Annotated in this window: 21 protein-coding genes; 12 read left to right on the forward strand and 9 right to left on the reverse strand. The window is 40.6% G+C overall.

Annotation, left to right across the window (positions count from 1 at the left end):
• Positions 1–6 precede the first annotated feature (6 nt).
• The 7 genes from IV512_RS01865 to IV512_RS01895 all read left to right on the forward strand — a co-directional run bounded on the left by IV512_RS01865 (position 7) and on the right by IV512_RS01895 (position 7,736).
• Positions 7–1,539: a SusD/RagB family nutrient-binding outer membrane lipoprotein gene (locus tag IV512_RS01865; protein WP_209400093.1), complete on the forward strand. Its 1,533-nt coding sequence runs from the start codon at positions 7–9 to the stop codon at positions 1,537–1,539.
• 33 nt (positions 1,540–1,572) lie between these two features.
• Positions 1,573–3,072 (forward strand): mandelate racemase/muconate lactonizing enzyme family protein, encoded by a 1,500-nt coding sequence (locus IV512_RS01870; protein ID WP_209400095.1) that lies wholly within the window; start codon positions 1,573–1,575, stop codon positions 3,070–3,072.
• Between the two features lie 197 nt (positions 3,073–3,269).
• Positions 3,270–4,205: an RraA family protein gene (locus tag IV512_RS01875; RefSeq protein WP_209400097.1), complete on the forward strand. Its 936-nt coding sequence runs from the start codon at positions 3,270–3,272 to the stop codon at positions 4,203–4,205.
• A gap of 29 nt (positions 4,206–4,234) precedes the next feature.
• A complete protein-coding gene (locus IV512_RS01880) occupies positions 4,235–4,666 on the forward strand; it encodes a nuclear transport factor 2 family protein (protein ID WP_209400099.1) in 432 nt (143 codons plus the stop codon).
• Between the two features lie 15 nt (positions 4,667–4,681).
• Positions 4,682–5,782 carry a bile acid:sodium symporter family protein gene (locus tag IV512_RS01885; RefSeq protein WP_245224642.1) on the forward strand — a complete coding sequence of 367 codons (1,101 nt, stop codon included), beginning with the start codon at positions 4,682–4,684 and terminating at the stop codon, positions 5,780–5,782.
• A gap of 198 nt (positions 5,783–5,980) precedes the next feature.
• Entirely contained in the window at positions 5,981–7,021 is a 1,041-nt protein-coding gene (locus IV512_RS01890; RefSeq protein ID WP_209400101.1) for a sugar kinase, read from the forward strand.
• Positions 7,022–7,067: 46 nt separating this feature from the next.
• Entirely contained in the window at positions 7,068–7,736 is a 669-nt protein-coding gene (locus tag IV512_RS01895) for a bifunctional 4-hydroxy-2-oxoglutarate aldolase/2-dehydro-3-deoxy-phosphogluconate aldolase (protein ID WP_100868760.1), read from the forward strand.
• Here IV512_RS01895 and uxuA read toward each other — a convergent pair.
• On the reverse strand, positions 7,733–8,938 hold the full coding sequence (gene uxuA / locus IV512_RS01900; RefSeq protein WP_209400103.1) for a mannonate dehydratase: 1,206 nt from the start codon (positions 8,936–8,938) through the stop codon (positions 7,733–7,735). The two genes, IV512_RS01895 and uxuA, sit on opposite strands and share 4 nt — an antisense overlap.
• 42 nt (positions 8,939–8,980) lie before the next feature.
• Entirely contained in the window at positions 8,981–9,787 is an 807-nt protein-coding gene (locus IV512_RS01905) for an SDR family oxidoreductase (protein ID WP_209400105.1), read from the reverse strand.
• 133 nt (positions 9,788–9,920) lie between these two features.
• On the opposite strand from IV512_RS01905, the gene IV512_RS01910 reads away from it, so the two are divergent.
• The gene (locus IV512_RS01910) at positions 9,921–10,751 is read left to right on the forward strand and encodes a fumarylacetoacetate hydrolase family protein (RefSeq protein WP_209400107.1); all 831 of its coding nucleotides are present in this window, start codon (positions 9,921–9,923) and stop codon (positions 10,749–10,751) included.
• Positions 10,752–10,761: 10 nt separating this feature from the next.
• On the opposite strand, the gene IV512_RS01915 is transcribed toward IV512_RS01910, so the two are convergent.
• Genes IV512_RS01915 through IV512_RS01935 form a run of 5 tightly spaced genes read right to left on the reverse strand, consistent with a single transcriptional unit; the run spans position 10,762 to position 15,166 of the window.
• The gene (locus IV512_RS01915) at positions 10,762–11,109 is read right to left on the reverse strand and encodes an L-rhamnose mutarotase (RefSeq protein ID WP_209400109.1); all 348 of its coding nucleotides are present in this window, start codon (positions 11,107–11,109) and stop codon (positions 10,762–10,764) included.
• Positions 11,102–12,436 (reverse strand): L-fucose:H+ symporter permease, encoded by a 1,335-nt coding sequence (gene fucP, locus IV512_RS01920; protein WP_209400111.1) that lies wholly within the window; start codon positions 12,434–12,436, stop codon positions 11,102–11,104. The genes IV512_RS01915 and fucP overlap by 8 nt, the downstream gene beginning before the upstream one ends.
• Positions 12,437–12,461: 25 nt before the next feature.
• The gene (locus tag IV512_RS01925) at positions 12,462–13,256 is read right to left on the reverse strand and encodes an SDR family oxidoreductase (protein ID WP_209400113.1); all 795 of its coding nucleotides are present in this window, start codon (positions 13,254–13,256) and stop codon (positions 12,462–12,464) included.
• Between the two features lie 46 nt (positions 13,257–13,302).
• Positions 13,303–14,136 carry an amidohydrolase gene (locus IV512_RS01930; protein ID WP_209400115.1) on the reverse strand — a complete coding sequence of 278 codons (834 nt, stop codon included), beginning with the start codon at positions 14,134–14,136 and terminating at the stop codon, positions 13,303–13,305.
• 16 nt (positions 14,137–14,152) lie between these two features.
• Complete coding sequence (locus IV512_RS01935; RefSeq protein ID WP_209400117.1) at positions 14,153–15,166, reverse strand: zinc-binding alcohol dehydrogenase family protein; 1,014 nt, start codon at positions 15,164–15,166, stop codon at positions 14,153–14,155.
• Between the two features lie 124 nt (positions 15,167–15,290).
• Between IV512_RS01935 and IV512_RS01940 the strand changes: the two genes are divergently transcribed.
• From IV512_RS01940 to IV512_RS01955, 4 genes are all read left to right on the forward strand, one after another.
• Positions 15,291–16,175: a phytanoyl-CoA dioxygenase family protein gene (locus IV512_RS01940; RefSeq protein WP_209400119.1), complete on the forward strand. Its 885-nt coding sequence runs from the start codon at positions 15,291–15,293 to the stop codon at positions 16,173–16,175.
• 216 nt (positions 16,176–16,391) lie between these two features.
• Positions 16,392–16,532, forward strand: a complete 141-nt coding sequence (locus tag IV512_RS01945) for a hypothetical protein (protein ID WP_209400121.1) — start codon at positions 16,392–16,394, stop codon at positions 16,530–16,532.
• 31 nt (positions 16,533–16,563) lie between these two features.
• Complete coding sequence (locus IV512_RS01950; protein ID WP_209400123.1) at positions 16,564–17,580, forward strand: zinc-binding dehydrogenase; 1,017 nt, start codon at positions 16,564–16,566, stop codon at positions 17,578–17,580.
• Positions 17,581–17,622: 42 nt separating this feature from the next.
• The gene (locus IV512_RS01955; protein WP_209400686.1) at positions 17,623–18,387 is read left to right on the forward strand and encodes an SDR family oxidoreductase; all 765 of its coding nucleotides are present in this window, start codon (positions 17,623–17,625) and stop codon (positions 18,385–18,387) included.
• Positions 18,388–18,466: 79 nt separating this feature from the next.
• Here the strand turns inward: IV512_RS01955 and IV512_RS01960 are convergent, their stop codons facing one another.
• Together IV512_RS01960 and IV512_RS01965 are read right to left on the reverse strand one after the other, a co-directional pair.
• A complete protein-coding gene (locus IV512_RS01960; protein ID WP_245224643.1) occupies positions 18,467–20,221 on the reverse strand; it encodes an NAD(P)/FAD-dependent oxidoreductase in 1,755 nt (584 codons plus the stop codon).
• A gap of 55 nt (positions 20,222–20,276) precedes the next feature.
• Positions 20,277–21,404, reverse strand: a complete 1,128-nt coding sequence (locus IV512_RS01965) for a Gfo/Idh/MocA family protein (RefSeq protein WP_209400125.1) — start codon at positions 21,402–21,404, stop codon at positions 20,277–20,279.
• Position 21,405 lies beyond the last annotated feature (1 nt).

Below are 21,405 nucleotides of genomic sequence, written 5' to 3' on the forward strand. Positions count from 1 at the left end.
AACATCATGAAAAATATATGGAATAGATTTTTGACCCTCACTTTTTTGTTTGTGGTCATATCATGCGATAAGAATTTTGACGAAATCAATACCAATACGGTAGACCCTACCAGTGATAGTGTAGACCCCATTTTTTTATTGAACAATGCTATTATAAATACTTCCTTTTCAAATGCGCAATTGATTTATGATATGGGAGTAGTGCAGCAAATAATTTCACCGAACTCTGGTGTACTTACCGGTGCCAATTACAACCAAGATAACCGAGATGTTACCGATGATCATTGGGTGAAGTATTATGAAAACGTCATTAAGAATACAGGAGATATTATTGGGCAGTTACAGGCCGAAGATGCCCCCGACCGGCCTAACCTGCTTCACATGACCAGATTGGTACAGGCGCTAGCATTTATGATTCTGACTGATGAGTATGGTGATATACCCTATTCGGAAGCGGGTAAAGGCATAACCGAGCAAATCGTTCTGCCGATTTATGACACTCAAGAAGCAATTTATACCGATTTGATCAAAGAGGTAAAAGAGGCAACCAGTGGCCTAAGTGAAAGTGCGCCTGCCGAAAACGGGGAAGTTTTGTATTCTGGCGATATCGCCAAGTGGAAGCGATTTGGTAACTCTCTGCTGTTGAGATTGGGTATGCACCTAACTGAAGTAAATCCTGCACTGGCAGAGCAAACTGTTACCGATGCATTTAATGGAGGTATCATGCAATCGAACGATGATAATTATGTAGTTCGGCACGATAGTAATTTCACGAACAATGCCGGCTCATTATTGAATTCTACCGAAGCCAATAATTTTTATATGGTTGACACTTTCGTTGATTTTCTCTCCGATTCCAATGATCCGAGGCTAATGTCATTAGCCTTACGATTTGTGGGGGCAACCTCTGGGCCAGAACAGGTTATTGAGGCAGGCTCTAAAGATCCGGCCGACCAGGTGGGTATGCCTATGGGCTTTGATAATGGTACTATTGGAGCGGTTGCCGATAATTCAGGTTTGGCAAGCTTCTATGATTTTACACAGGTAGATCGTTTTAGAATAGCCAAGCAAACCGCCCCGATGTACATTGTTACCCATAGCCAGACCCAATTATTGTTGGCAGAAGCTACGGTACGCGGTTGGGTTGCCGGTAATGCTGAAGATTATTATAACGAAGGCGTCAGTGCTCACATGCAACTCATGGCAGAGTATGATGAATCTGTGGCGATACCATCGGAGGATATTCAGGCCTATCTAACTGAAAATCCATACGATGCTACCAATGCGATGGAACAAATCAATACCCAGTATTGGGTGTCTTGCTTCTTAAACGGTCCTGAGGCATTTGCGAATTTTCGAAGAACAGGTTTTCCCGACATAGAGAGCAATCCTTACCCAGCACAAGATATTTCTGCAGATTTCATTAATCGTTTGACCTACCCCAATTCAGAGGTAGCGACCAATAGCGAAAATCTGAATGCCGCTGTTTCTAGAATGGGTGCCGACAATTTAGAAACCGAAGTTTGGTGGGACCAATAGCATAATAATTAATCCAAAACAACAATACCGAAAATGAAGAATACACTACAAAAGATAATAGATCAAAATAAAGTGGAAGAAAAGGCCTATGCCGATTCTTTACAGGCAGAAATTAAAAGTCCGAAGACCAGCGATGACCGAAGAAACTTTCTAAAGAAAACGGCCTTGGGAGGCATAGCGCTTTCAAGTTTTATGGGCTATTCGTTCGAAGATAGGGTCGCCGAGACAACTTCAAAAGTAAATCGTGCATCGGCACCATCAGAGTTGAAGATTACCGATATGCGCTATGTGGTGACCAATGTTATGGGAGGCACACCAATTATCAAAATAGAGACCAATCAGGGTATTCATGGTCTAGGCGAAGTTAGAGATGCGGCCGATGTAAAGTATGCCCTAATGCTCAAAAGTCGAATTCTTGGTATGAACCCTTGTAACGTTGAGAAAATCTTTAAAAGCATTAAGCAATTTGGCGGGCCATCTCGACAAGCCGGTGGTGTATGCGCCGTAGAGATGGCCTTGTGGGATCTATGCGGAAAAGCTTACAATGTTCCAGCTTGGCAACTTATGGGTGGGCGATATCGCGATAAAGTAAGACTTTATGCCGATACCCCTGAAGCTAATTCGCCTGAAGAGCAGCAGCGACTCATTGATTTTAGGGTAAAGGAACAGGGATATACTTGGTTAAAGATGGATGTCTCGATAGGCGAATTAAAAGGAAAAAAAGATACCGTAGTCAACGGTAAATTTTGGGAAGATTCGAAAGGAAGCCTGAACCAATGGGGCGACCAGAGAAATTATATGTCATATGGTAATACCATGCATCCTTTTACGCAAATTCAGATTACTGAAAAGGGATTGGAGCATCTTCAACAAGTTGTAGAAGATGTTAGAAATATGGTGGGTTATGAAATTCCTATTTCAACAGACCATTACGGGCATTTCGATATGAACAACAATATTCGTTTGGCCAAGGCGCTTGAAAAATACCGTTTGGCCTGGTTCGAAGATATGGTACCATGGCAGTATACCGAACAATGGAAAGAGATTACTCGGTCTATTGAAACTCCTACAACGACAGGAGAGGATATTTATCTTTTGAAAGATTTTATTCCATTGATCCATCAAAGAGCGGTAGATATCGTACACCCTGATTTGGCATCTTCCGGTGGTCTTTTAGAAACAAAGCGCATTGCCGATTATGCCGAAGAATTTGGTATAGCAATGGCTATGCATCAAGCGGGAACACCAGTATCTTTTATGGCCAATGTACATTGTGCCGCAGCTTCGCAGAACTTTTTGGCATTAGAACACCATTCTGTCGATTTGCCATGGTGGGAAGATTTGGTCACTACCGTAGGCGGCTTCAAAATGATTGATAAAGGCTTTGCTACCGTACCCTTGACGGCTCCTGGATTAGGTATAGAGCTTAATGAAGAGGTGCTGAAAAAACATATACATCCTAAAGACAAAAGTTATTTTGCCCCAACTGATAAGTGGGATGCGCTTATGTCACACGATCGTACGTATAGCTAATCTTTGATGAGTTAAAGAGCAAACCATAGCACATTAAGTTGCTAGAATTTTGTTTGAGTTGGTTTGGTTGCCGTTGGGCTCCCCGATTAATTTTAATCGGGGATGTTCAACAACTTTAGCTTCCGAACTTAAAATTTATTACATTGATCAATATTTATAAAAAACCAAGTAAACTTCGTAATACCAAATCACAAAAAATGAAAATAAGATTTTTTATAGTAGCTTTTTTTGCTTTATCCACACTTGCAATTTCGGCGCAAGAAGTAGCCGCCTCAGCAGAATATATAAAACAATTGACTTCCAATTGGTCTGGTGATCGTTTCGATGACGGTAGACCTAATGTTTCCGACGCACTACTTAAACGTCTTAAAAACATCCAAATAGAAGAAGCTTGGGGGTATTTACGTCGAAAGGGGTATAATAACCAGTTTGAGGGCGAATGGAAAATTTTGCATCCTGAAAATGTAATGACCGGGCGTGTGTTGACTGCACAGTATACTCCATTGCGCCCCGATTACGAAAAATTAATAAAGGTTACCGGAGGCAAAGAAAGTCGAGATACTATCGGGGGTAGTAATTCTTGGCCGATAGAAATTTTAAGACCTGGTGACATATATGTCGCCGATGGATACGGTCGAATAATCGACGGTACTTTAATCGGTTCAAACTTGGGCAATGCTATTTATACCAACTCTCAAAACGGATTTATTTTTGATGGAGGCGTACGTGATGTAGCGGGCCTATTAGATATCGAGGGATTCAATGGGTGGTATAGAGGCGAAGATCCATCGTATTTGACCGAGCAGATGTTGGCAAGCATAAACAAACCCATACGTATAGGTAGGGTACTGGTATTGCCCGGTGATGTAGTTCTAGCCAATCGACATGGTACCATATTTATTCCGGCGCATCTCGTTGCAGAACTGGTACTTTCTTCTGAAATAGTTGGGCTTAGAGATCAATTTGGATTTCAAAGATTAAGGGAGAAAAAATATACGCCTGGGCAAATTGATACCAAATGGACGGATAATATTAAAGCTGACTTTGTAAAATGGTTGAAGAAAATTGATGATAACGAATTGCCCATGACTCGAAAAGAACTAGACTGGTATATGAAAGATAACGACTACTAGTACCTAATAAACATTTACATATTATTGAAATGAAAAATAAGATATTGTTCTATGCTTTGCTCGGGCTGGTTACCCTTGTAGGTAATGCCCAGTCTGAATACCCCAAATCACAAATTGAAAAAGGGGTAACAGAGCTCTATGAAGCCATGGTAACCCAAAACAAGACAAAGCTTGATAAACTGACCATGACAGACCTTACCTATGGTCATTCGAGCGGAACGATAGAGAATAAGAAAGAATATATAGAGGCTATAATGACCGGTTCTTTCGATTTTTCTTCTATAATTCCGGAAGATCATAGTGTGATAATTTCTGGTGATACCGGTATCTCTCGTCATCTTTTTGTCGCTAAGGGAACCAATAATGGGGAACCTGCAGACGTTCGTATCGGTGTTATGATGACATGGCAAAAAATTAAAAATAAATGGCTACTACTTGCCCGTCAAGCCTATAAACTTTAGTGTAAATACCATACCTTGAAAAAAATCAACCTTTACTCCATTAGCTTAGGCATTTCGGCTGTTTTATTGATATTGATTATCGCAATGATCGTCTCTGGCAATATTCAGCAAGCCGGTATACCATTTTTATTGTTTTTTGCTTTTTTGGCCCTCGGCTTTAGCGGCTACCAGTCATTGAACGGTCTCGTTTTTACCACTATGATTTTCGCCGGGGTTTCCGTTGCACTTTATTATCCTGATCTATTTACCTATATCGGCGATTTTAAGCTTACAGCGCTAATTATACCTTTGATCCAGATAATAATGTTCGGTATGGGTACTTCTATGAGTATCAAAGATTTTGCCTCGGTGTTCAAGACTCCAAAAGGTGTGGTGATAGGCGTAGCCGCCCAGTTATTGATTATGCCTATCGTTGGTTTCGGCTTGGCCAAGATGAGCGAATTTCCTCCAGAAATAGCGGCAGGTATCGTATTGATCGGTTGTTCACCTAGCGGAGTTGCCTCAAACGTTATGGCTTACTTGGCGAAGGCGAATTTGGCACTTTCGATTACCATTACTTCAATTGCGACCTTATTGGCCCCTTTTCTCACTCCACTTTTGATGAAATTATTGGCAGGTGAGTTTATAGAAATTAATGTTCTCGATATGATGTGGAGCATTACCAAGATGATTATTCTACCTATTGGCGCTGGACTTATTTTCAACAAATTATTCAATACCAAATGGTTAGATAAAGCTATGCCCATTGTGTCGATGCTCGCCATCGGTATTATTATAACCATAATTACCGCGGCAGGTAGAGATAGTCTCTTGGATATTGGCGGCATTTTGATGCTACTCGTATTGATTCACAATCTTTTCGGCTATAGTCTGGGTTATGGCTTTGCCAAACTCTTTAAAATGCCAGAACAAGATGCACGTACTATTGCCATTGAGGTAGGTATGCAAAATGGAGGACTAGCTTCTGGCATAGCGAATTCCTTAGGCAAAATAGCAACTATGGGGCTTGCCCCCGCAGTTTTCGGTCCGCTAATGAATATTACAGGTTCGATTTTAGCTTCTTACTGGCATAAAAGACCGCCTAAAACAGAATTAGAGAACGTGGTTATCGAATAACATGCACTAGCTAATTTTTCTTTTCAAACCTCTATGTAATAGAGAAATATCTCATTTGATTTATTTATTGTTATACGAATATCGATTCATACTTTTATAAGTATCATAGCCTCATTTTTTTGGCATAAATCTTTATTTTCGGGCTGTCAAGAATATCCATTATATTCGTAAAAAGTGAATTTAACTAATCAATAAATAATGAAAAAAGTAGTGACTTTTGGGGAGATTATGTTGCGATTGTCCCCTCCTGGGTTTTTAAGATTTTCTCAAACGGCAAGTTTCGACGTAGTCTATGGCGGTGGTGAAAGTAATGTGGCGGTTTCCTTGGCCAATTACGGGGTTCCGGTAGATTTCGTTACTCGACTTCCAAAAAATGATATAGGCGAATGTGCCCTTATGGAAATGAGGAAACGAGGTGTCGGTACCGATAAGATTGTATATGGTGGTGACCGCTTGAGCATCTACTTTTTAGAAACAGGCGCGGTAAGTCGTGGTAGTAAGGTCGTTTACGATAGGGCTCATTCCGCTATAGCGGAGATTGAAAAAGGAATGATTGATTGGGATGCCGTCTTCGAAGGTGTAGAATGGTTTCATTGGACGGGTATAACACCGGCCATTTCACAAGGGGCTGCAGATGTATGCTTAGAAGCGGTAAAAGCGGCTAGCGAAAAGGGTATCACTATATCTACCGACTTAAATTACAGGGCAAAACTCTGGAATTATGGGGGAGATAGGGAAGCCATTATGACCGAACTGACTTCGTATTGCGATATTATCTTAGGAAATGAAGAGGATGCCGAAAAGCACTTTGGTATTCACCCTGAAGGATTAGATGTACATAAAGATGGTGCAGATGTGAAGGCAGAAGCATTTTTATCGGTTTGTAAGCAAATGATGAAGAAATTTCCAAAGGCAAAAAAAGTAATTACTACACTTCGAGGTTCTATTTCAGCATCACACAATACATGGGCAGGTGTACTTTGGGATGGCGAGAAAATGTATGAGACCCGTCAATATCAAATTACCGATATCGTTGATAGAGTGGGGGGAGGCGATTCTTTTATGGGCGGCTTAATTTATGGCTTGTTGAAATACCCCGAAGACGATCAGAACGCACTCGATTTTGCAGTGGCAGCTTCCTGCTTAAAGCATACCATTAAAGGTGATGCCAACCTAGTAACTGTTTCTGAAGTTGAAAAACTAATGGGCGGCGATGCATCCGGAAGGGTGGCTCGATAAAAATAACTCTACTTAATAACTACAACATAAATTTTAATAAATATAGATGGCTAAATATTCAAGAATTGAAGTAGCTCAGGTAATGAAGGAAACAGGAATGGTTCCTTTGTTCTATCACCCCGATATTGAATTGGGTAAAAAAGTGCTAAAGGCATGTTTCGATGGGGGTGCCCGTTTAATTGAGTTTACCGCCCGAGGAGATTTCGCTTACGAAGTTTTTCTAGAATTGAACAAGTTTGCTCTTAAAGAATTGCCGGGCATGATTATGGGCGTTGGCTCTATTACCGATGCCGGGGCAGCTAGTATGTTTATGCAGATGGGTGCTAACTTCATTGTAACACCGACTCTTCGCGAAGATATCGCGATTGTTTGTAACCGTAGAAAAGTGCTTTGGTCACCAGGTTGTGGTACTTTAACAGAAATTAATAGAGCAGAAGAACTAGGGTGCGAAATCATCAAGTTGTTCCCAGGTTCTACCTATGGTCCTGGCTTTGTTAAAGCTATAAAAGGCCCTCAACCGTGGACGAGCATTATGCCAACAGGAGGGGTAAGTACCGAAGAAGATAACCTTAAAGGTTGGTTCGGCGCCGGTGTTACCTGTGTGGGTATGGGCTCACAGCTTATAAGTAAAGACATTCTTGCGAGTAAAGACTATGCTGGTCTTGAAGCCAAGGTAAAAGATACCTTGGCCTTGATCAAGAACATTCGAAGTTAATTTTCGAAGTAAGATTTTCTAATACCTAATTCCAATCCTCGTAATTCTGCCAAACCGCGTAAGCGGCCAATAGCGGAATAACCGGGATTGGTTTTTTTATGCAGATCGTCTAACATTTGATGTCCGTGATCGGGCCTCATTGGTATCAGACTATCCTTTCTGCCTTCCTCTTTTCTTCTCTTTTCCTCTTTGAGGATTAATTTGATGAGATCGTACATAGGCACATCTCCCTCCAAATGGTTTGCCTCGTAAAAATTTCCTTTGCCGTCTCTTTGGGTACTTCTTAAATGTAAAAAGTGAACCCGATCAGCGAATCTTTCGAACATTTGTGGAATATTGTTGTCTTCCCTTGCACCTAATGAACCGGTACAAAAGGTAATTCCGTTGTGAATGGAAGGTACTTTATCAAAGATATAAGCATAATCTGCTTCCGTTCCCATAATTCTAGGCAATCCCAAGATAGAGAATGGTGGATCATCTGGATGAATACAGAGCATAACTCCAACCTCTTCGGCAATAGGCACTACCTGCTCCAGAAAGTACACAATGCTGTTTCGCATTTCATCTTCACCAATGTTTTCATAAGTGTCCAAAATAGTCTGAAATTTAGACAAATCGAATCCTTTTTCGGGAACCGGATAACCTTCTGAAGAACCGGGTAAACCGGCAATAATGGTTTTTACCAACTCCCAGATATCATTTTCAGACATTTCTTCATGCCTTTTTTTGGCGGTATCAATCTGTTCTTGAGTATAGGTGGCTTCTGCATTCGGTCTTTTTAATATAAAAAGATCAAAGGCTGCCAAGGCAATAAATTCAAAGGATAAGGCTTTTGAGCCGTCTTTCATTTCTAGATCAAGGCTTGTACGCGTCCAATCTAAAACCGGCATGAAATTATAGCATACAGTGGTAACCCCGCAAGAAGCTAAGTTTTTTAGACTCACCTTGTAGTTTTCAATATGCTGTTTATAATTGCCCTGTTGTGTTTTTATATTTTCATGAATGGGCAAAGATTCTACCACAGACCAAACCAAACCATTTTCCTCTAAATGGTTTTTTCTTTTATTGATTTCATCAACGGACCATACTTCACCATTGGGTATATGATGTAAAGCGGTAACAATACCGGTAGCTCCAGCTTGCTTAATATCTTGTAGGCTCACCGGGTCACTAGGCCCGTACCAACGCCATGTTTGTTCCATAATTATCGTAAGGGTATTAAGTTGTTCTTAAATTTTAGGTGTCTATACACCGCTGAATGCACTAAATCCACCATCTATAGGTAAAACAATGCCAGTAATAAACTTAGCGGCATCACTACTTAGAAACTGCACGGCGCCATTTAATTCTTCTACTTCACCGAAACGTTTCATGGGCGTATTTCTAATAATGTCTTCACCTCTCTGGGTATATGACCCATCTTCATTGGTCAAAAGAGCCCTGTTCTGCTTTCCAATAAAAAATCCTGGTGCGATAGCATTCACACGTACGCCTTCACCAAATTTAAGGGCCATTTCAACGGCCATCCAACGGGTGAAATTTTCCATGGCCGCTTTTGATGCGGAATATCCCGCAACTCTTGTAATTACACGTTCCACCGCCATAGAAGAGTAATTGATAATTACACCCTCTTTTTGTTCAGACATGGCTTTACCGAATACTATCGAAGGTATTACGGTACCATTAAGATTTAGATCGGTAACTGTTTTGAAAGCATCGATAGATAAATCGAAAATAGTTTTATCGACGCCAATAGTCGCACCTGGTAAGTTACCTCCCGCGATGTTCAAGAGAATATCAATTCTGCCAAAATCTGAAAGTATTTGATCTTTTACGGTTTCTAAACTTTTTTCATCAAGAATATCTGCTTCATACGCTTTTGCAGAACCTCCAATAGCATTGATTTCTTCGATTAATTCAGTAAGTGAAGATTCTTTTCTGCTCAGTAATGCCAATTTAACACCGGCTTCAGCAAAACTCTTTGCTATACTGCCCGCAAGAGATCCACTTGCACCTGTTATAATGGCAATCTTGTCTTTGATGCCGAACATGTTTTATAGTTTTTAAGATTGAAAGCCGAAGATAAAACAATATCTATTAAAACCTAAAAGTGTATGGTTTATACTTAAAAAAGCAACAAAAAAACTTTACATTTAGAGAAACAAAACGAGCAAAGGCTATTTTATGAAAATCTACAAAATTTCAACAGGTGCGATTATTGAACATGAATCAAAATTCTATTTTAAAAGTGTCGATAATTGGGATGTCTTTTTAAATCGAAAAAATTTATTTCAAGCTTTAAAAAATGATTTAGTGCACTTTGAAGATTTCAATGGAGATATAGAGAATGAAAACTTGGAGAAACCTATGGGCAGTCATGAAATATGGGCATCGGGGGTGACCTATATGCGCAGTAGAACAGCAAGAATGGAGGAGTCTAAAAAAGCAGGCGGTGACACTTTTTACGATAGGGTCTATGACGCAGATCGCCCCGAACTTTTCTTCAAGGCTACACCGCAACGAACTGTAGGCCAGGGAGGAACCGTAAGAATTCGTAAAGATTCCGGTTGGGATGTTCCAGAACCTGAGTTGACCCTATTTATAAGTTCACAAGGTAGTATTGAAGGGTACACCATCGGCAATGACATGAGCTCGCGAAGTATAGAAGGCGAAAACCCTTTGTACTTGCCCCAGGCCAAAACATATGAAGGTTGTGCCGGGCTCGGACCATGTATTTACGTACCAGAAGAGCCTATTGCCCCTGAGACCACAATAGAACTGGAAATTTTGAGAAATGGAAACCAAGTTTTTAACGATAAGATTCCGATCAGTCAAATGAAACGTAAGCATACTGATTTGGTGGAATATTTATTCAGGGAATGTAATTTCCCGAACGGATGTTTTCTTATGACGGGCACGGGCATTATACCACCGGACGAATTTACACTCAAATCAGGTGATGAAGTTCGAATAAGTATTGACGAAATTGGAACGCTTGTAAATTTTGTAGGCTAGGCCTTTAAGCCTAATCAAGTTTGAAAATTTTGTCTAGAGAAATCCACTTTTCGCCATTGTTGGCCCAAGGTAGGGCTTGTTGAAATTTCCACATTAATTTTTCCCAATTTTGAACGGCCGGGTTGTTAGCATCCATCTCGGCCTTTTTAATGGGGTCAAAAGTTTCATCGACCTCCATAATCATAAACATGCGATTTCCGGTCAAATAGATTTCCATAGCAACGACCCCCGCATCTTTTATACTTTCGATTATTTCTTTGGGTACCGAGCCAGGTGCATGATGGGCCTTATACTCTTCAATCAATTCTTTATCATCCTTTAAATCACAAGAATAGCAAAAGCGTTTTGTATTACTCATCGATTGGGGTTTTATGGTATTTCTGATATACATTTTTTCCATAGAGAACCACTACCAGAAAACAGAGTAAGGAGAGTATAAACGAGAATCGCATTTCTGAAACTCCTAAAAAGGTCACATCTTCATAACCAACTCCTCCGAAATCGAGCATATACCCTTGTAGGTAGGGGAGCAGGGCCCCACCGACAATGGCCATGACCAAGAAGGCTGCCCCAAATTTAGCATCTTCACCTTGCCCTTCGAGTGCAATACCATAGATCGTAGGAAACATAATGGACATAAAGAACGAGGTAAAAATTAGGGCGTAAATACCTAACATTCCAGGTAAAAATATGGCACCTAATAGGGTAAGCATGGCTCCTAGGCCGAAGTACATTAATAATTTACCAGAATCTATTTTAGCCAACAGTGCTGTACCAATAGTTCTGCCGACCAAAAATACGATATAACCCGCCAGCCCATACCACACAGCAGACTGAGCGTCTATACCCAGCGTTTCTGCGTATTGGTAAACATAGGTCCAACACATGATTTGCGCTCCCACATAAAATATTTGGGCCACCACGCCAAAAACGAATCTTGGTTGTTTCCAAAGTCTTTTGACCGACTCTGAAAACTTAACTTTGGCCTCTTGGTTTTTATTCTGAGGCATTTTCACCAAACTTATAATTAGAAAGAAAAGTAACACGACGACCCCTAATATGACATAGGGATTTCTAATAATTTCAAGGTCACTGGTTCTTATAATACTTTTACCTGCTTCGTTGAGCGTATCGTAAATGGGAATGCCCTCTTCAGACACATCATCGGAACGTAAGGCACCCAATACAAAGTTCTGAGCGATCAAGAGCCCGATTATCGAACCCATGGGGTTGAACATTTGAGCGAAGTTCAACCGTCTAGTCGCGGTTTCATCAGAACCCATTGACAGAATATAGGGGTTGGCCGTAGTCTCTAAAAAGGCGAGCCCAAAAGTCAAAATATAAAGTGCCGCAAGAAAGAAGCCATAACTTTCGTTCGCAGCCGCAGGCCAGAACAATAGGGCACCGGTGGCATAGAGCGCAAGACCGAGCAAAACTCCTTTTTTATAAGAGTATTTATTTACAAACAAGGCAGCAGGTAGCGCCATGGTAAAATACCCGCCATAAAATGCAAGTTGTACCAAAGATGCTTGGGTATTGCTAAGCTCTAAAACTTTTTGAAAACCACGAACCATGGGGTTGGTCATGTCGTTCGCCAGGCCCCAAAGTGCGAAAAGTGAGGTAATAAGTATAAATGGTAGTAATACGGATTTTGAGACCACAGGGGACTTCACATCTTTAATCATATGCTGTATTTGGTTGGTAACGATTTTATTGTTCGGTCAAGAGAGCACGGTCTAAATGAACGTAACCTCCGTCTACAAATATAAACTGTCCTGTAGTATGAGACGACCTTTCTGAGATAGTAAATAAGCAAGTGTCGGCGATTTCTAAAGTTTCGGTCATGCGATTTTCTAGCGGAATTTTCTTTACGATAGATTTTAATTTCGCTTCGCCGTTCGGCAATGTTTTGATCCAACTATCGTAAGATGGGGTCCAGCTTTCAGCAATAATAATGGCGTTTGAACGTATGCCAAACGGAACTAAATCGACCGCCCACTCACGAGTTAAAGCTAATACACCACCTTTTGAGGCTGCATAACCCGAGGTTCTGCCTTGTCCGGTCAACGCAACCTTAGAACCAATGTTTAAAATGTTTCCTTTTGATTTTTTCAAAAATGGGAGTGCGTGTTTGACGATTAAAAAATAGCTGACCATATTGAGTTTCAGCGATTGCATAAACTCTTCATATGAGGCATCTAGGCCGACTCCGTCATTTACACCTACGTTGTTAAGTACAACATCAATTCTCCCGTATTTTTCGGCAATCGTTCGTATAGCGTTTTCAATTTCCTCGGGTTTGGTGACATCTGTCTTACAGAAAAGGGCATCAATACCTTTCTTCTGTATTTTTTCTGCATATTGATATCCGCGGTCATTTCTATCGATAATAGCGGGTATCGCTCCTTCGTCGACCAAACGGCTTAGAATGGTTTCACCGATACTACCTTCCTTTCCGGCAGCCCCGCAGATTACTACTACTTTATCTTTTAGTTTTAAATCCATTACTTTTTAATTTTAAAGTGCCAACGTCCGTCCGTGGTCTTTATTCCTACATTTCTAAATTGTAAAATTCGATTGCATTTTCTCCCATAATCCTAATTTGCTCTTCTGCATTGTAAGTGGAGATATAGTCAGTTATAATTTTTAGTACTTGAGTATATGTACCGGCGACCATACACACTGGCCAATCGGAACCAAACATGACCCGACTGGTACCGAAGGCTTGCATCACCAAGTTTATATAGGGTTCTAGCTGTTCTACCGACCATGTGTTGTAATCAGCTTCCGTAATCATTCCTGATAGTTTACAAAAGACATTTTCATGTTTACCTATTTCTTTCATCAGGACCGCCCATCCATCGAAAAAACCATCTTTTATATAAGGTTTCGCCATGTGGTCGATAACAAACTTTTGATTAGGAAATTTTTTGACAAATTCAAGCACTGCACCCAATTGATGTGGAAACACCAAAATGTCATAGGTGTAATCGTAATTCTTCAAGAGTGAAATACCGTTTAAAAAATCGGGTCTCAGTAGAAAATTATGGTCTTTTTCGCCCTGAACGATATGTCGCCATCCTTTTAATATTTTATGGTGTGAATAACGGTCTAAATCGGCCGCTATCTTTTTAGACTTAAGGTCGACCCAACCTACAACCCCTTTAACGAAATCGTTTGCGCCGGCAAGGTTTATCAAGAAATCGGTTTCTTCTAAAGACTGATCAGCTTGAACGGCTACACAACCATCAATATTATGGGTTTCGTAGATAGGTTTAAGGTCTGCCGGTAGAAAATCACGGCGAATTTGGGACATAGAATCATCTATCCAAGCATGCTTTTCCTTATCGTGAACCCAAAAATGCTGATGACTGTCAATTTTCATTTTCTGCGCCACAATTTCAAAAATTAACAGTGGCTTTTATTACTCCATTGGCAGGATCGAGCCAACTATCAAAGTTCGATATCATCTCAGTGTAAGGTACCGTATGGGTTATAAAGCTATCCGTCGGAAATTTACCTTGTTGCATTACGTTCATTACGTATTCAAAATCTTGAATTGTGGCATTACGGCTACATAATATCGAAGTTTCTTTCGCATGTATCTTCGGATGGGTAAATACCAATTCGCCCTTTGAGAGCCCGACCAAAATATAACGGCCCCCGTGTGCCATATAATCAACACCATTCTCTAGGGCACCTTTATGACCCGTAGCGTCGTAAACAGCAGTGGCCATATCCCCACCGGTCAATTTAGAAACTTCTTTAACAGCATCGCTGCCACCAAGAACCGTATATTCGATGCCGATTTCGTTTTTAACATATTCCAATCTCTGGGCATTCATATCTATGGCGATAACTTTGGCACCTTCAATCTGAGCAAATTTCATGATACCAATACCAATAGGGCCACAGCCTACAACCACCACCGTTTCTCCAGATTTGATGCTCGACCTTCGAATGGCATGTGCCCCGATTGCCAAACATTCTACAATTGCAATTTCACTATCGGCTAAGCCATTGGCAGGCAATAGAATATCTGAGGGTACCGTAATTCGTTCTTGCATACCTCCATCGGTGTGTACCCCTAAAACCGCTATATTAGTGCAACAATTTGTCTTACCATCTCGGCAGGCAACACATTTGCCACAACTGAGATAAGGCATAATAACAACCTTGTCACCAGCTTTTATTCCTTTTGAGTTTTCATCTATTTCGACGACTTCAGCTGCCAGTTCGTGGCCTAAAATTCTAGGGTATGTGAAGAAAGCCTGATTACCGGCATAGGCGTGCAAGTCTGTGCCGCAGATACCAACTTTGGTGATTTTCAAAAGAGCTTCCCCTTGTTTTCTTTGAGGCTCTTCCTTTTCCTTCATTAAAAATTCACCAGGTTTTTCGCAGACAATATATTTCATTTCTAAAATTTTATTTTGGACAAGGTCCTAAATTATAAAAAACTATTTCAACACTTATATTTTTAAAGAATTATAAATTAATTTAACCATTTGGTATATTTATTAAATCAAATGTAATAATGCTATGGGTGAAGTAGAAGATTTGGCAGAAGTACATCATTTAATTAGTGATTTGTTCAGTTGGCCCAAATCGAAAGAAGAATGGAAACAATATAAACTAACCGATGAGCAGATAAATCACTTTCATGAAGAGGGTTATGTTTCAGGAATTAACCTTTTAAATGATCATCAAATCAATGTTTTACGTAAAGAACTTGATGAAATATTAGATCCAAACCATCCTTTACACCATCTGTTTTATGAGTTTCATAGTAATGAATCGGAAGACCCAAATGCCGTGCTTTTCCATTCGTTAGGGCATTGGAGAATTACCCGTGGTTTTCATGATGTGCTATATAACCCTGCTTTCGTTATGGCAGCGCACCAACTGCTTGAACAAAAACCCGTTCGCTTTTGGCACGATCAACTTTTCTGTAAGCCTGCCAAACATGGTGGCGTAGTGGCCTGGCATCAAGATTACTCGTATTGGACGAGAACTATTGCCATGCAGCATCTAACCTGTTGGACGGGATTGGACGATGCCTCTACAGAAAATGGATGTCTACATTATATACCGAAAAGTCATAAATGGGGATTGTTAAACGCGCCCTCATTAGCGGGTGATATGAACGGTTTGATGAATTATTTGAACGAAGACCAAAAAGAACAATTCAAAAAATCCATTGCCATTGAATTGAAAAAAGGGTATGCCACATTTCATCATCCGCTTATGGTTCACGGGTCTTATGAAAACAAATCAAATAGAAGTAGGCGGGCATTTGTGCTCAATGTTTTTGCTGATGGTACGGTAAGTAATACTAATGATGAACTTTTAAAGGGAGTTCCGCCCGTTCCCAAAGGTGAAAAAATGGAAGGCAAATTCTTTCCATTACTCTTTGAGAATAATTAGTTTTAACAAATCGTCCTTATCATATAGACTGAAATACTCAGCCAATGTCCTTATTACTGTAAATTACACATCAAATTTTTCAGGGTAGCCAACAGAAAAAAACAATTCTGATTTTCTTAAGATGAAATGGTATCATGGGCGCAGAAAAAAATTAAAGGAACACCCCGTATTGGATTTATAATTAGGAGGGGAAGCAGTAAATGCTCTGATATAGATATGGGCGATGAAGTAATTAAAGGGATAGATGTAGGTAGTGTGGAAGCGTTTGAACTTAAATATTCACTGTTTATTGAAAATCTTCACATTAAAATATGGAAAGCTGCATGGGTAATTAAAAGATTGCAAGTATTTTTATAGCATGATTTAGAAATACAATCGATTACGCAAAATGAAAGCAACCATATATAAAGGTGATAAAACCTTTGCATTAATAGATAAAGAAGTAGAGCCTCCACAGCCTAATGACGTTCGTATAAAAGTGGCCTATAGCGGTGTTTGTGGTACAGACGTACACATATACCATGGCATGATGGACAAACGAGTTGATATTCCCCAAACTATAGGCCATGAGATGTCGGGCACTATAGATGCTATCGGAGAAGAAGTTGTCGGTTTCGCTAAAGGAGAGAAAGTAGTCGTACGACCACTCGACGACCGTGGGGTAAAACCTTCCGATAAGGGTTTTAACCATATATGTGAAGATTTAAAATTTATCGGTATCGATAGCCCGGGTTCTATGCAGCAGTTTTGGAACGTTCCGGCATTTACTTTACATAAACTTCGCCCTGAAACCGATTTAAAACTGGCTGCCTTAATAGAACCTTTGGCGGTCGCGGTACATGATGTTCGTTTGAGCGGACTGGCTGCTTCAGAAACCGCTGTAGTGCTTGGTGGCGGACCAATCGGACTCCTCGTCGCATTAGTAGCGCAACATACAGGTGCACAGGTCATCGTCTCTGAGATTAATGAAAGACGTATTGCCAAAGCTCAAGAATTAGGTCTTACGGTGGTCAACCCCACTAAAGAAGATTTGGTCGACTATGTTTCGAACAAAACCGAAGGAAAAAAGGCCGATGTCGTTTTCGAGGTGGCCGGTGTACAACCTGCCTTAGATGTAATGACCGAGGTTGCCGGCATTAGGGGGCGTATAGTTATGGTGGCCATTCACGGTCAAAAGAAAGAAATTGATTTGTTCAAATTTTTCTGGAAAGAACTGAAATTAATTGGGGCACGGGTTTATGAACGTGAAGATTACGAAAAGGCTATAGCTTTAGTTACCGAAAACACCTTAGGGTTTGAGCAACTGATTACCGATGTTGAACCTTTAAGTAACATTCAACAAGTATTTGAAAAAATCGATGAAAATCCTGATGGTATGAAGGTACTAATGGATTGTCAACAATAATTATAAATTTCAACATCAATAAATAATTAAATAGAAATGAGTATTCTAAACAATTTTAGTCTTGAAGGAAAAACTGCTTTGGTCACAGGATGCAAACGTGGTATCGGTAAGGCGATGGCCATTGGTCTGGCAGAAGCTGGTGCAGATATTATCGGAGTAAGTGCCTCTTTAGAGAAGCACGGCAGTATGATAGAACAAGAGGTCGAGGGCATCGGTAGAAAATTCAAGGCATATACCTGTGATTTTGGTAATCGTGAATCACTTTATGAGTTCATTGAACAGGTTAAAGACGATTTTCCGAAGATTGATATTTTGGTGAATAATGCAGGAACAATTTTAAGGGCACCCGCTGTTGAGCATTCCGATGAGTATTGGGATAAAGTTATCGAAGTAAATCAGACCGCTCAATTTGTATTGACTCGAGAAATCGGAAAAGAAATGGTGAAAAGAGGTGAGGGCAAGATAGTTTTTACCGCTTCATTGTTAACTTTTCAAGGAGGTATCACCGTACCGGGATATGCCGCCAGTAAAGGTGCTATCGGTCAGATGACTATGGCCTTTGCCAACGAATGGGCAGGAAAGGGCGTGAATGTGAATGCTATCGCTCCGGGTTATATCAGTACCGATAATACTGAAGCCTTACGAAACAACCCTGAGCGGGCAGATTCTATCTTAGCTAGAATACCGGCAGGTAGATGGGGCCAACCAGAAGACTTCAAAGGGCCGATCGTCTTTCTTTGTTCAGAAGCTTCTAGCTATATGAACGGCGGAACCATGCTAGTCGATGGTGGCTGGATGGGCAGATAAATTTTAAGATCAAGCGGGTAGGGGCATAGCTTTATCCGCTTGCTTTTTATTTTTAAATTATGAACTAGTTGGCACGATATTAAATCGAACTCTTTTCGGCTTTAGCTTCAGCCCTAGCTTTTTTGACTTCCATTTTCTTTATCAACCAATCTGGGTATTCCGAAGAATCTTCTGCTTCATAAATTCGAAGTTCTTGACCTTCTTTTGGGGCTTTTAACTCATCAGAAGAACAGCCCAAAATTCGTGCTGCCGTATCAACCCCGGAATGGGATGCCCCTGCCACACCATGTGAAATGATGCTGGCGCCACAGAGGTAAAGGTTTTCTATTTCACTTATTGCCCGATAGGCAAAGGGCCCTATATGAAACAGGCTCTTCTCGGTACCATAAACATTACCCCGTGTGGTGTTGATATAGTATTTATTGGTCAGCGGGGTACCTAATTCTTGGTGTACGATATGGTTGCGAACGCCCGGTATAGCTTTTTCGACGCCATTTACCATCTTTTTGGTAAGCCGTTCTTTCATCTTCAAGTAAGATGGAGAACGTTCTTTTTCTCCATTTTCAAACTGCTCAAAGGTTTTATAATCAACAAAAGTTATGGCTTCGATACTATGGTGCTTTCCGTCAAAACTAGAGGGGTCTTTTAGGGTAGTGCAACTGATGAACATACCTTCGAATGCATGGCCTTCTTCTATATTCTCGGCAAATATTTCTTCATAGAAATCATTGGCACCCCGATTGGGCATTTGCCAAATGTTTCCGGAATCGACTCCAGCTTTTTTCAGGTCCATATCCACCGTCAAAAACAGCATAAGCGAGGTACATGAATACTTGGTTTTAGCCAATTTACGTTGAAGCCGGCTGCTCAAGTTTTCGCGCCCTACCAGTTTATTATAGGTAATACCAACATCTGCATTAGAAACAATATTTTCGGCGTATATTTTTTGACCATCCTTTAGAATAACCCCGACCGCTTTCTTCTTTTTATTGCCGTCTAAAATAATTTTTGCGACACCAGATGAAGTGCGTATTTCACCATGATTTCTCTTTATTTCATTAGTCATTGATTTAATGAGTGCTCCGCCACCACCCATTGGGTAATAGCCTCCTTTGTAATAATGGTACATTAACGCACTGTGCAACAAAAAAGGAACCCGGTTAGGTGCCACCCCATGATCACCACATTGAATGTTCAGTATTTTTTTTAATAAGGGGTCTTTAATGAACCAACCAATGACGCGACTGAGGCTAAAGAGTGAATATTTACCAAAATATCGGGTTTTGTAGGGCATAATCAATTTTTGCCAAAACCCTTTGAAATATGGGATAGAGTATAATTCTCGACTTACCCTTTGAGTCATGTTCAGATAATCGGAGATATTCTTCTTTTCTTTTGGAAAACGTGCCGATAGGCGAGCCACCAATTCATCAAAATTCGCGGGATAGTCGAATCTGGTATCACCAATCCGAATATGCTCATACCCTTCGGGGTTCATGCGAAAGAATACCAATTCGTTGGCGATACCCAGCCCCTTGTACAGGTCACTGGTCGTTTCACCTTCTCCTAGCAGCCCCACATAATGAACTCCCGGTGTAAATCGGTGTCCGTTAAGGTAAAAGCTGTGACACCAACCTCCAGGAACATCATGTTGTTCTAGCACCAGTACTTTTTGGCCGCGCTGGCTTAAAGAAATAGCACAGGCTAAGCCACCTGCCCCTGAGCCAATAACTATAGTGTCATAGTTATTTTGGCCTTGTATGCCATTGTTTTCTTTCAATCCATTGGAGGATACCGATTCTTGCATGTTGCTCAAAGATAGGGCAAGTTTCATATGTATCTCGTTCTGTAGTTCAATATTAATGAACTTGCAGTCCAAGAAATTTAACTTAATTGGTTTTTGAAGGATATAAGTCTTTCCAGAGCACGGTTTTTCCCGTATTGGCGGATTTTTTTGCTGCTTCTAAAATTTGCACCACAATTTTCGCATTTTCTAAAGAAGTAACATCGTAAGGTTTTAATTGATAATCTTCTAAAACCACTTTTCTATATAAAGCAAAAGGGTCATTTTCGCCTTTAGACAAGGCTTTTGCGGTAAGAGATTCAGGCCCTTTTTTCTCATCGAGCATCACTTCCATATCCAAACCGTTCTTGCATTTCACATAACCTGTAGTACCAAAAACTTCCATATCTTTCACATGATGGGGCCAGTTCCAAGAGGCCTGAATGATTACTTCCGTTTCTGGATATTTTAAAATAATCGTTGCATCATCATCGACCTTTGGGTACAATTCCGGTTTCAATTGTTGGGTTATACATGTGACCGATTCTGGCTTTTTTCCCTTCATTAACCATGTTGTCAAATTGGCGCCATAGCAACCAAAATCGGTCAAGGTACCACCTCCATTTAGAACAGGGTCTGTCAGCCACTCTAAAAACTCATCATTACAGCCGATTTCTACAGGCCCCATGTGGCCGGTATGAAAAACAATTCTTCGCATGGCCCCTATTGCATTTTCAGCATGAATTAGTTCATAAGCCTCTTTATTACTTCCGTACCAAGAAGTTTCATAATTGGTCAGCAAATGAATTTTGTGCTTTTGGGCAAGTGCTACCATTTCTTGGGCATGGTCCCAACTTACGGCAAGTGGTTTTTCTACCATTACATGAATTCCTTTCGGGGCACAATATCGAACTGTTTCTAAATGGTCGTAAGTACTATTAAAAGCGTTTACGGCCTCTGGTTGCGTATTTTCGACCATTTCTTCAATGGTGTCGAAAACAATATCCATAGACAGTCCATATTGTTCTGTAAGTCTTTTGGCCAGTTCTCGATTGGGTTCAGCGATACCTACTATCTCGATGTTACTTTTTTCTTTATTGGCTAAAATCCAATGTACATGGCCATGTACCAGACCCACCACGCCTACTTTCAAAGGGCGATTCTCAGCACTGTCTTGAACCATAGCTTGAGCAAATTGAGAAATTATGAGTGATAGAAGGAGTAAGTTTTTCATC

The organism is Pseudozobellia sp. WGM2, from assembly GCF_017810075.1.
GTDB lineage: Bacteria > Bacteroidota > Bacteroidia > Flavobacteriales > Flavobacteriaceae > JADNYK01.

Excerpts from the sequence above, each read along its gene's own strand:
- IV512_RS01875 (WP_209400097.1), top strand. The coding sequence starts at position 3,270 with ATGAAAATAAGATTTTTTATAGTAGCTTTTTTTGCTTTATCCACACTT.
- uxuA (WP_209400103.1), bottom strand. The coding sequence starts at position 8,938 with ATGGAACAAACATGGCGTTGGTACGGGCCTAGTGACCCGGTGAGCCTA.
- IV512_RS01865 (WP_209400093.1), top strand. The coding sequence starts at position 7 with ATGAAAAATATATGGAATAGATTTTTGACCCTCACTTTTTTGTTTGTG.
- IV512_RS01965 (WP_209400125.1), bottom strand. The coding sequence starts at position 21,404 with ATGAAAAACTTACTCCTTCTATCACTCATAATTTCTCAATTTGCTCAA.
- IV512_RS01910 (WP_209400107.1), top strand. The coding sequence starts at position 9,921 with ATGAAAATCTACAAAATTTCAACAGGTGCGATTATTGAACATGAATCA.
- IV512_RS01945 (WP_209400121.1), top strand. The coding sequence starts at position 16,392 with ATGGGCGATGAAGTAATTAAAGGGATAGATGTAGGTAGTGTGGAAGCG.
- IV512_RS01895 (WP_100868760.1), top strand. The coding sequence starts at position 7,068 with ATGGCTAAATATTCAAGAATTGAAGTAGCTCAGGTAATGAAGGAAACA.
- fucP (WP_209400111.1), bottom strand. The coding sequence starts at position 12,436 with ATGATTAAAGATGTGAAGTCCCCTGTGGTCTCAAAATCCGTATTACTA.
- IV512_RS01915 (WP_209400109.1), bottom strand. The coding sequence starts at position 11,109 with ATGAGTAATACAAAACGCTTTTGCTATTCTTGTGATTTAAAGGATGAT.
- IV512_RS01870 (WP_209400095.1), top strand. The coding sequence starts at position 1,573 with ATGAAGAATACACTACAAAAGATAATAGATCAAAATAAAGTGGAAGAA.
- IV512_RS01890 (WP_209400101.1), top strand. The coding sequence starts at position 5,981 with ATGAAAAAAGTAGTGACTTTTGGGGAGATTATGTTGCGATTGTCCCCT.
- IV512_RS01950 (WP_209400123.1), top strand. The coding sequence starts at position 16,564 with ATGAAAGCAACCATATATAAAGGTGATAAAACCTTTGCATTAATAGAT.
- IV512_RS01935 (WP_209400117.1), bottom strand. The coding sequence starts at position 15,166 with ATGAAATATATTGTCTGCGAAAAACCTGGTGAATTTTTAATGAAGGAA.
- IV512_RS01905 (WP_209400105.1), bottom strand. The coding sequence starts at position 9,787 with ATGTTCGGCATCAAAGACAAGATTGCCATTATAACAGGTGCAAGTGGA.
- IV512_RS01925 (WP_209400113.1), bottom strand. The coding sequence starts at position 13,256 with ATGGATTTAAAACTAAAAGATAAAGTAGTAGTAATCTGCGGGGCTGCC.
- IV512_RS01930 (WP_209400115.1), bottom strand. The coding sequence starts at position 14,136 with ATGAAAATTGACAGTCATCAGCATTTTTGGGTTCACGATAAGGAAAAG.
- IV512_RS01960 (WP_245224643.1), bottom strand. The coding sequence starts at position 20,221 with ATGAAACTTGCCCTATCTTTGAGCAACATGCAAGAATCGGTATCCTCC.
- IV512_RS01880 (WP_209400099.1), top strand. The coding sequence starts at position 4,235 with ATGAAAAATAAGATATTGTTCTATGCTTTGCTCGGGCTGGTTACCCTT.
- IV512_RS01940 (WP_209400119.1), top strand. The coding sequence starts at position 15,291 with ATGGGTGAAGTAGAAGATTTGGCAGAAGTACATCATTTAATTAGTGAT.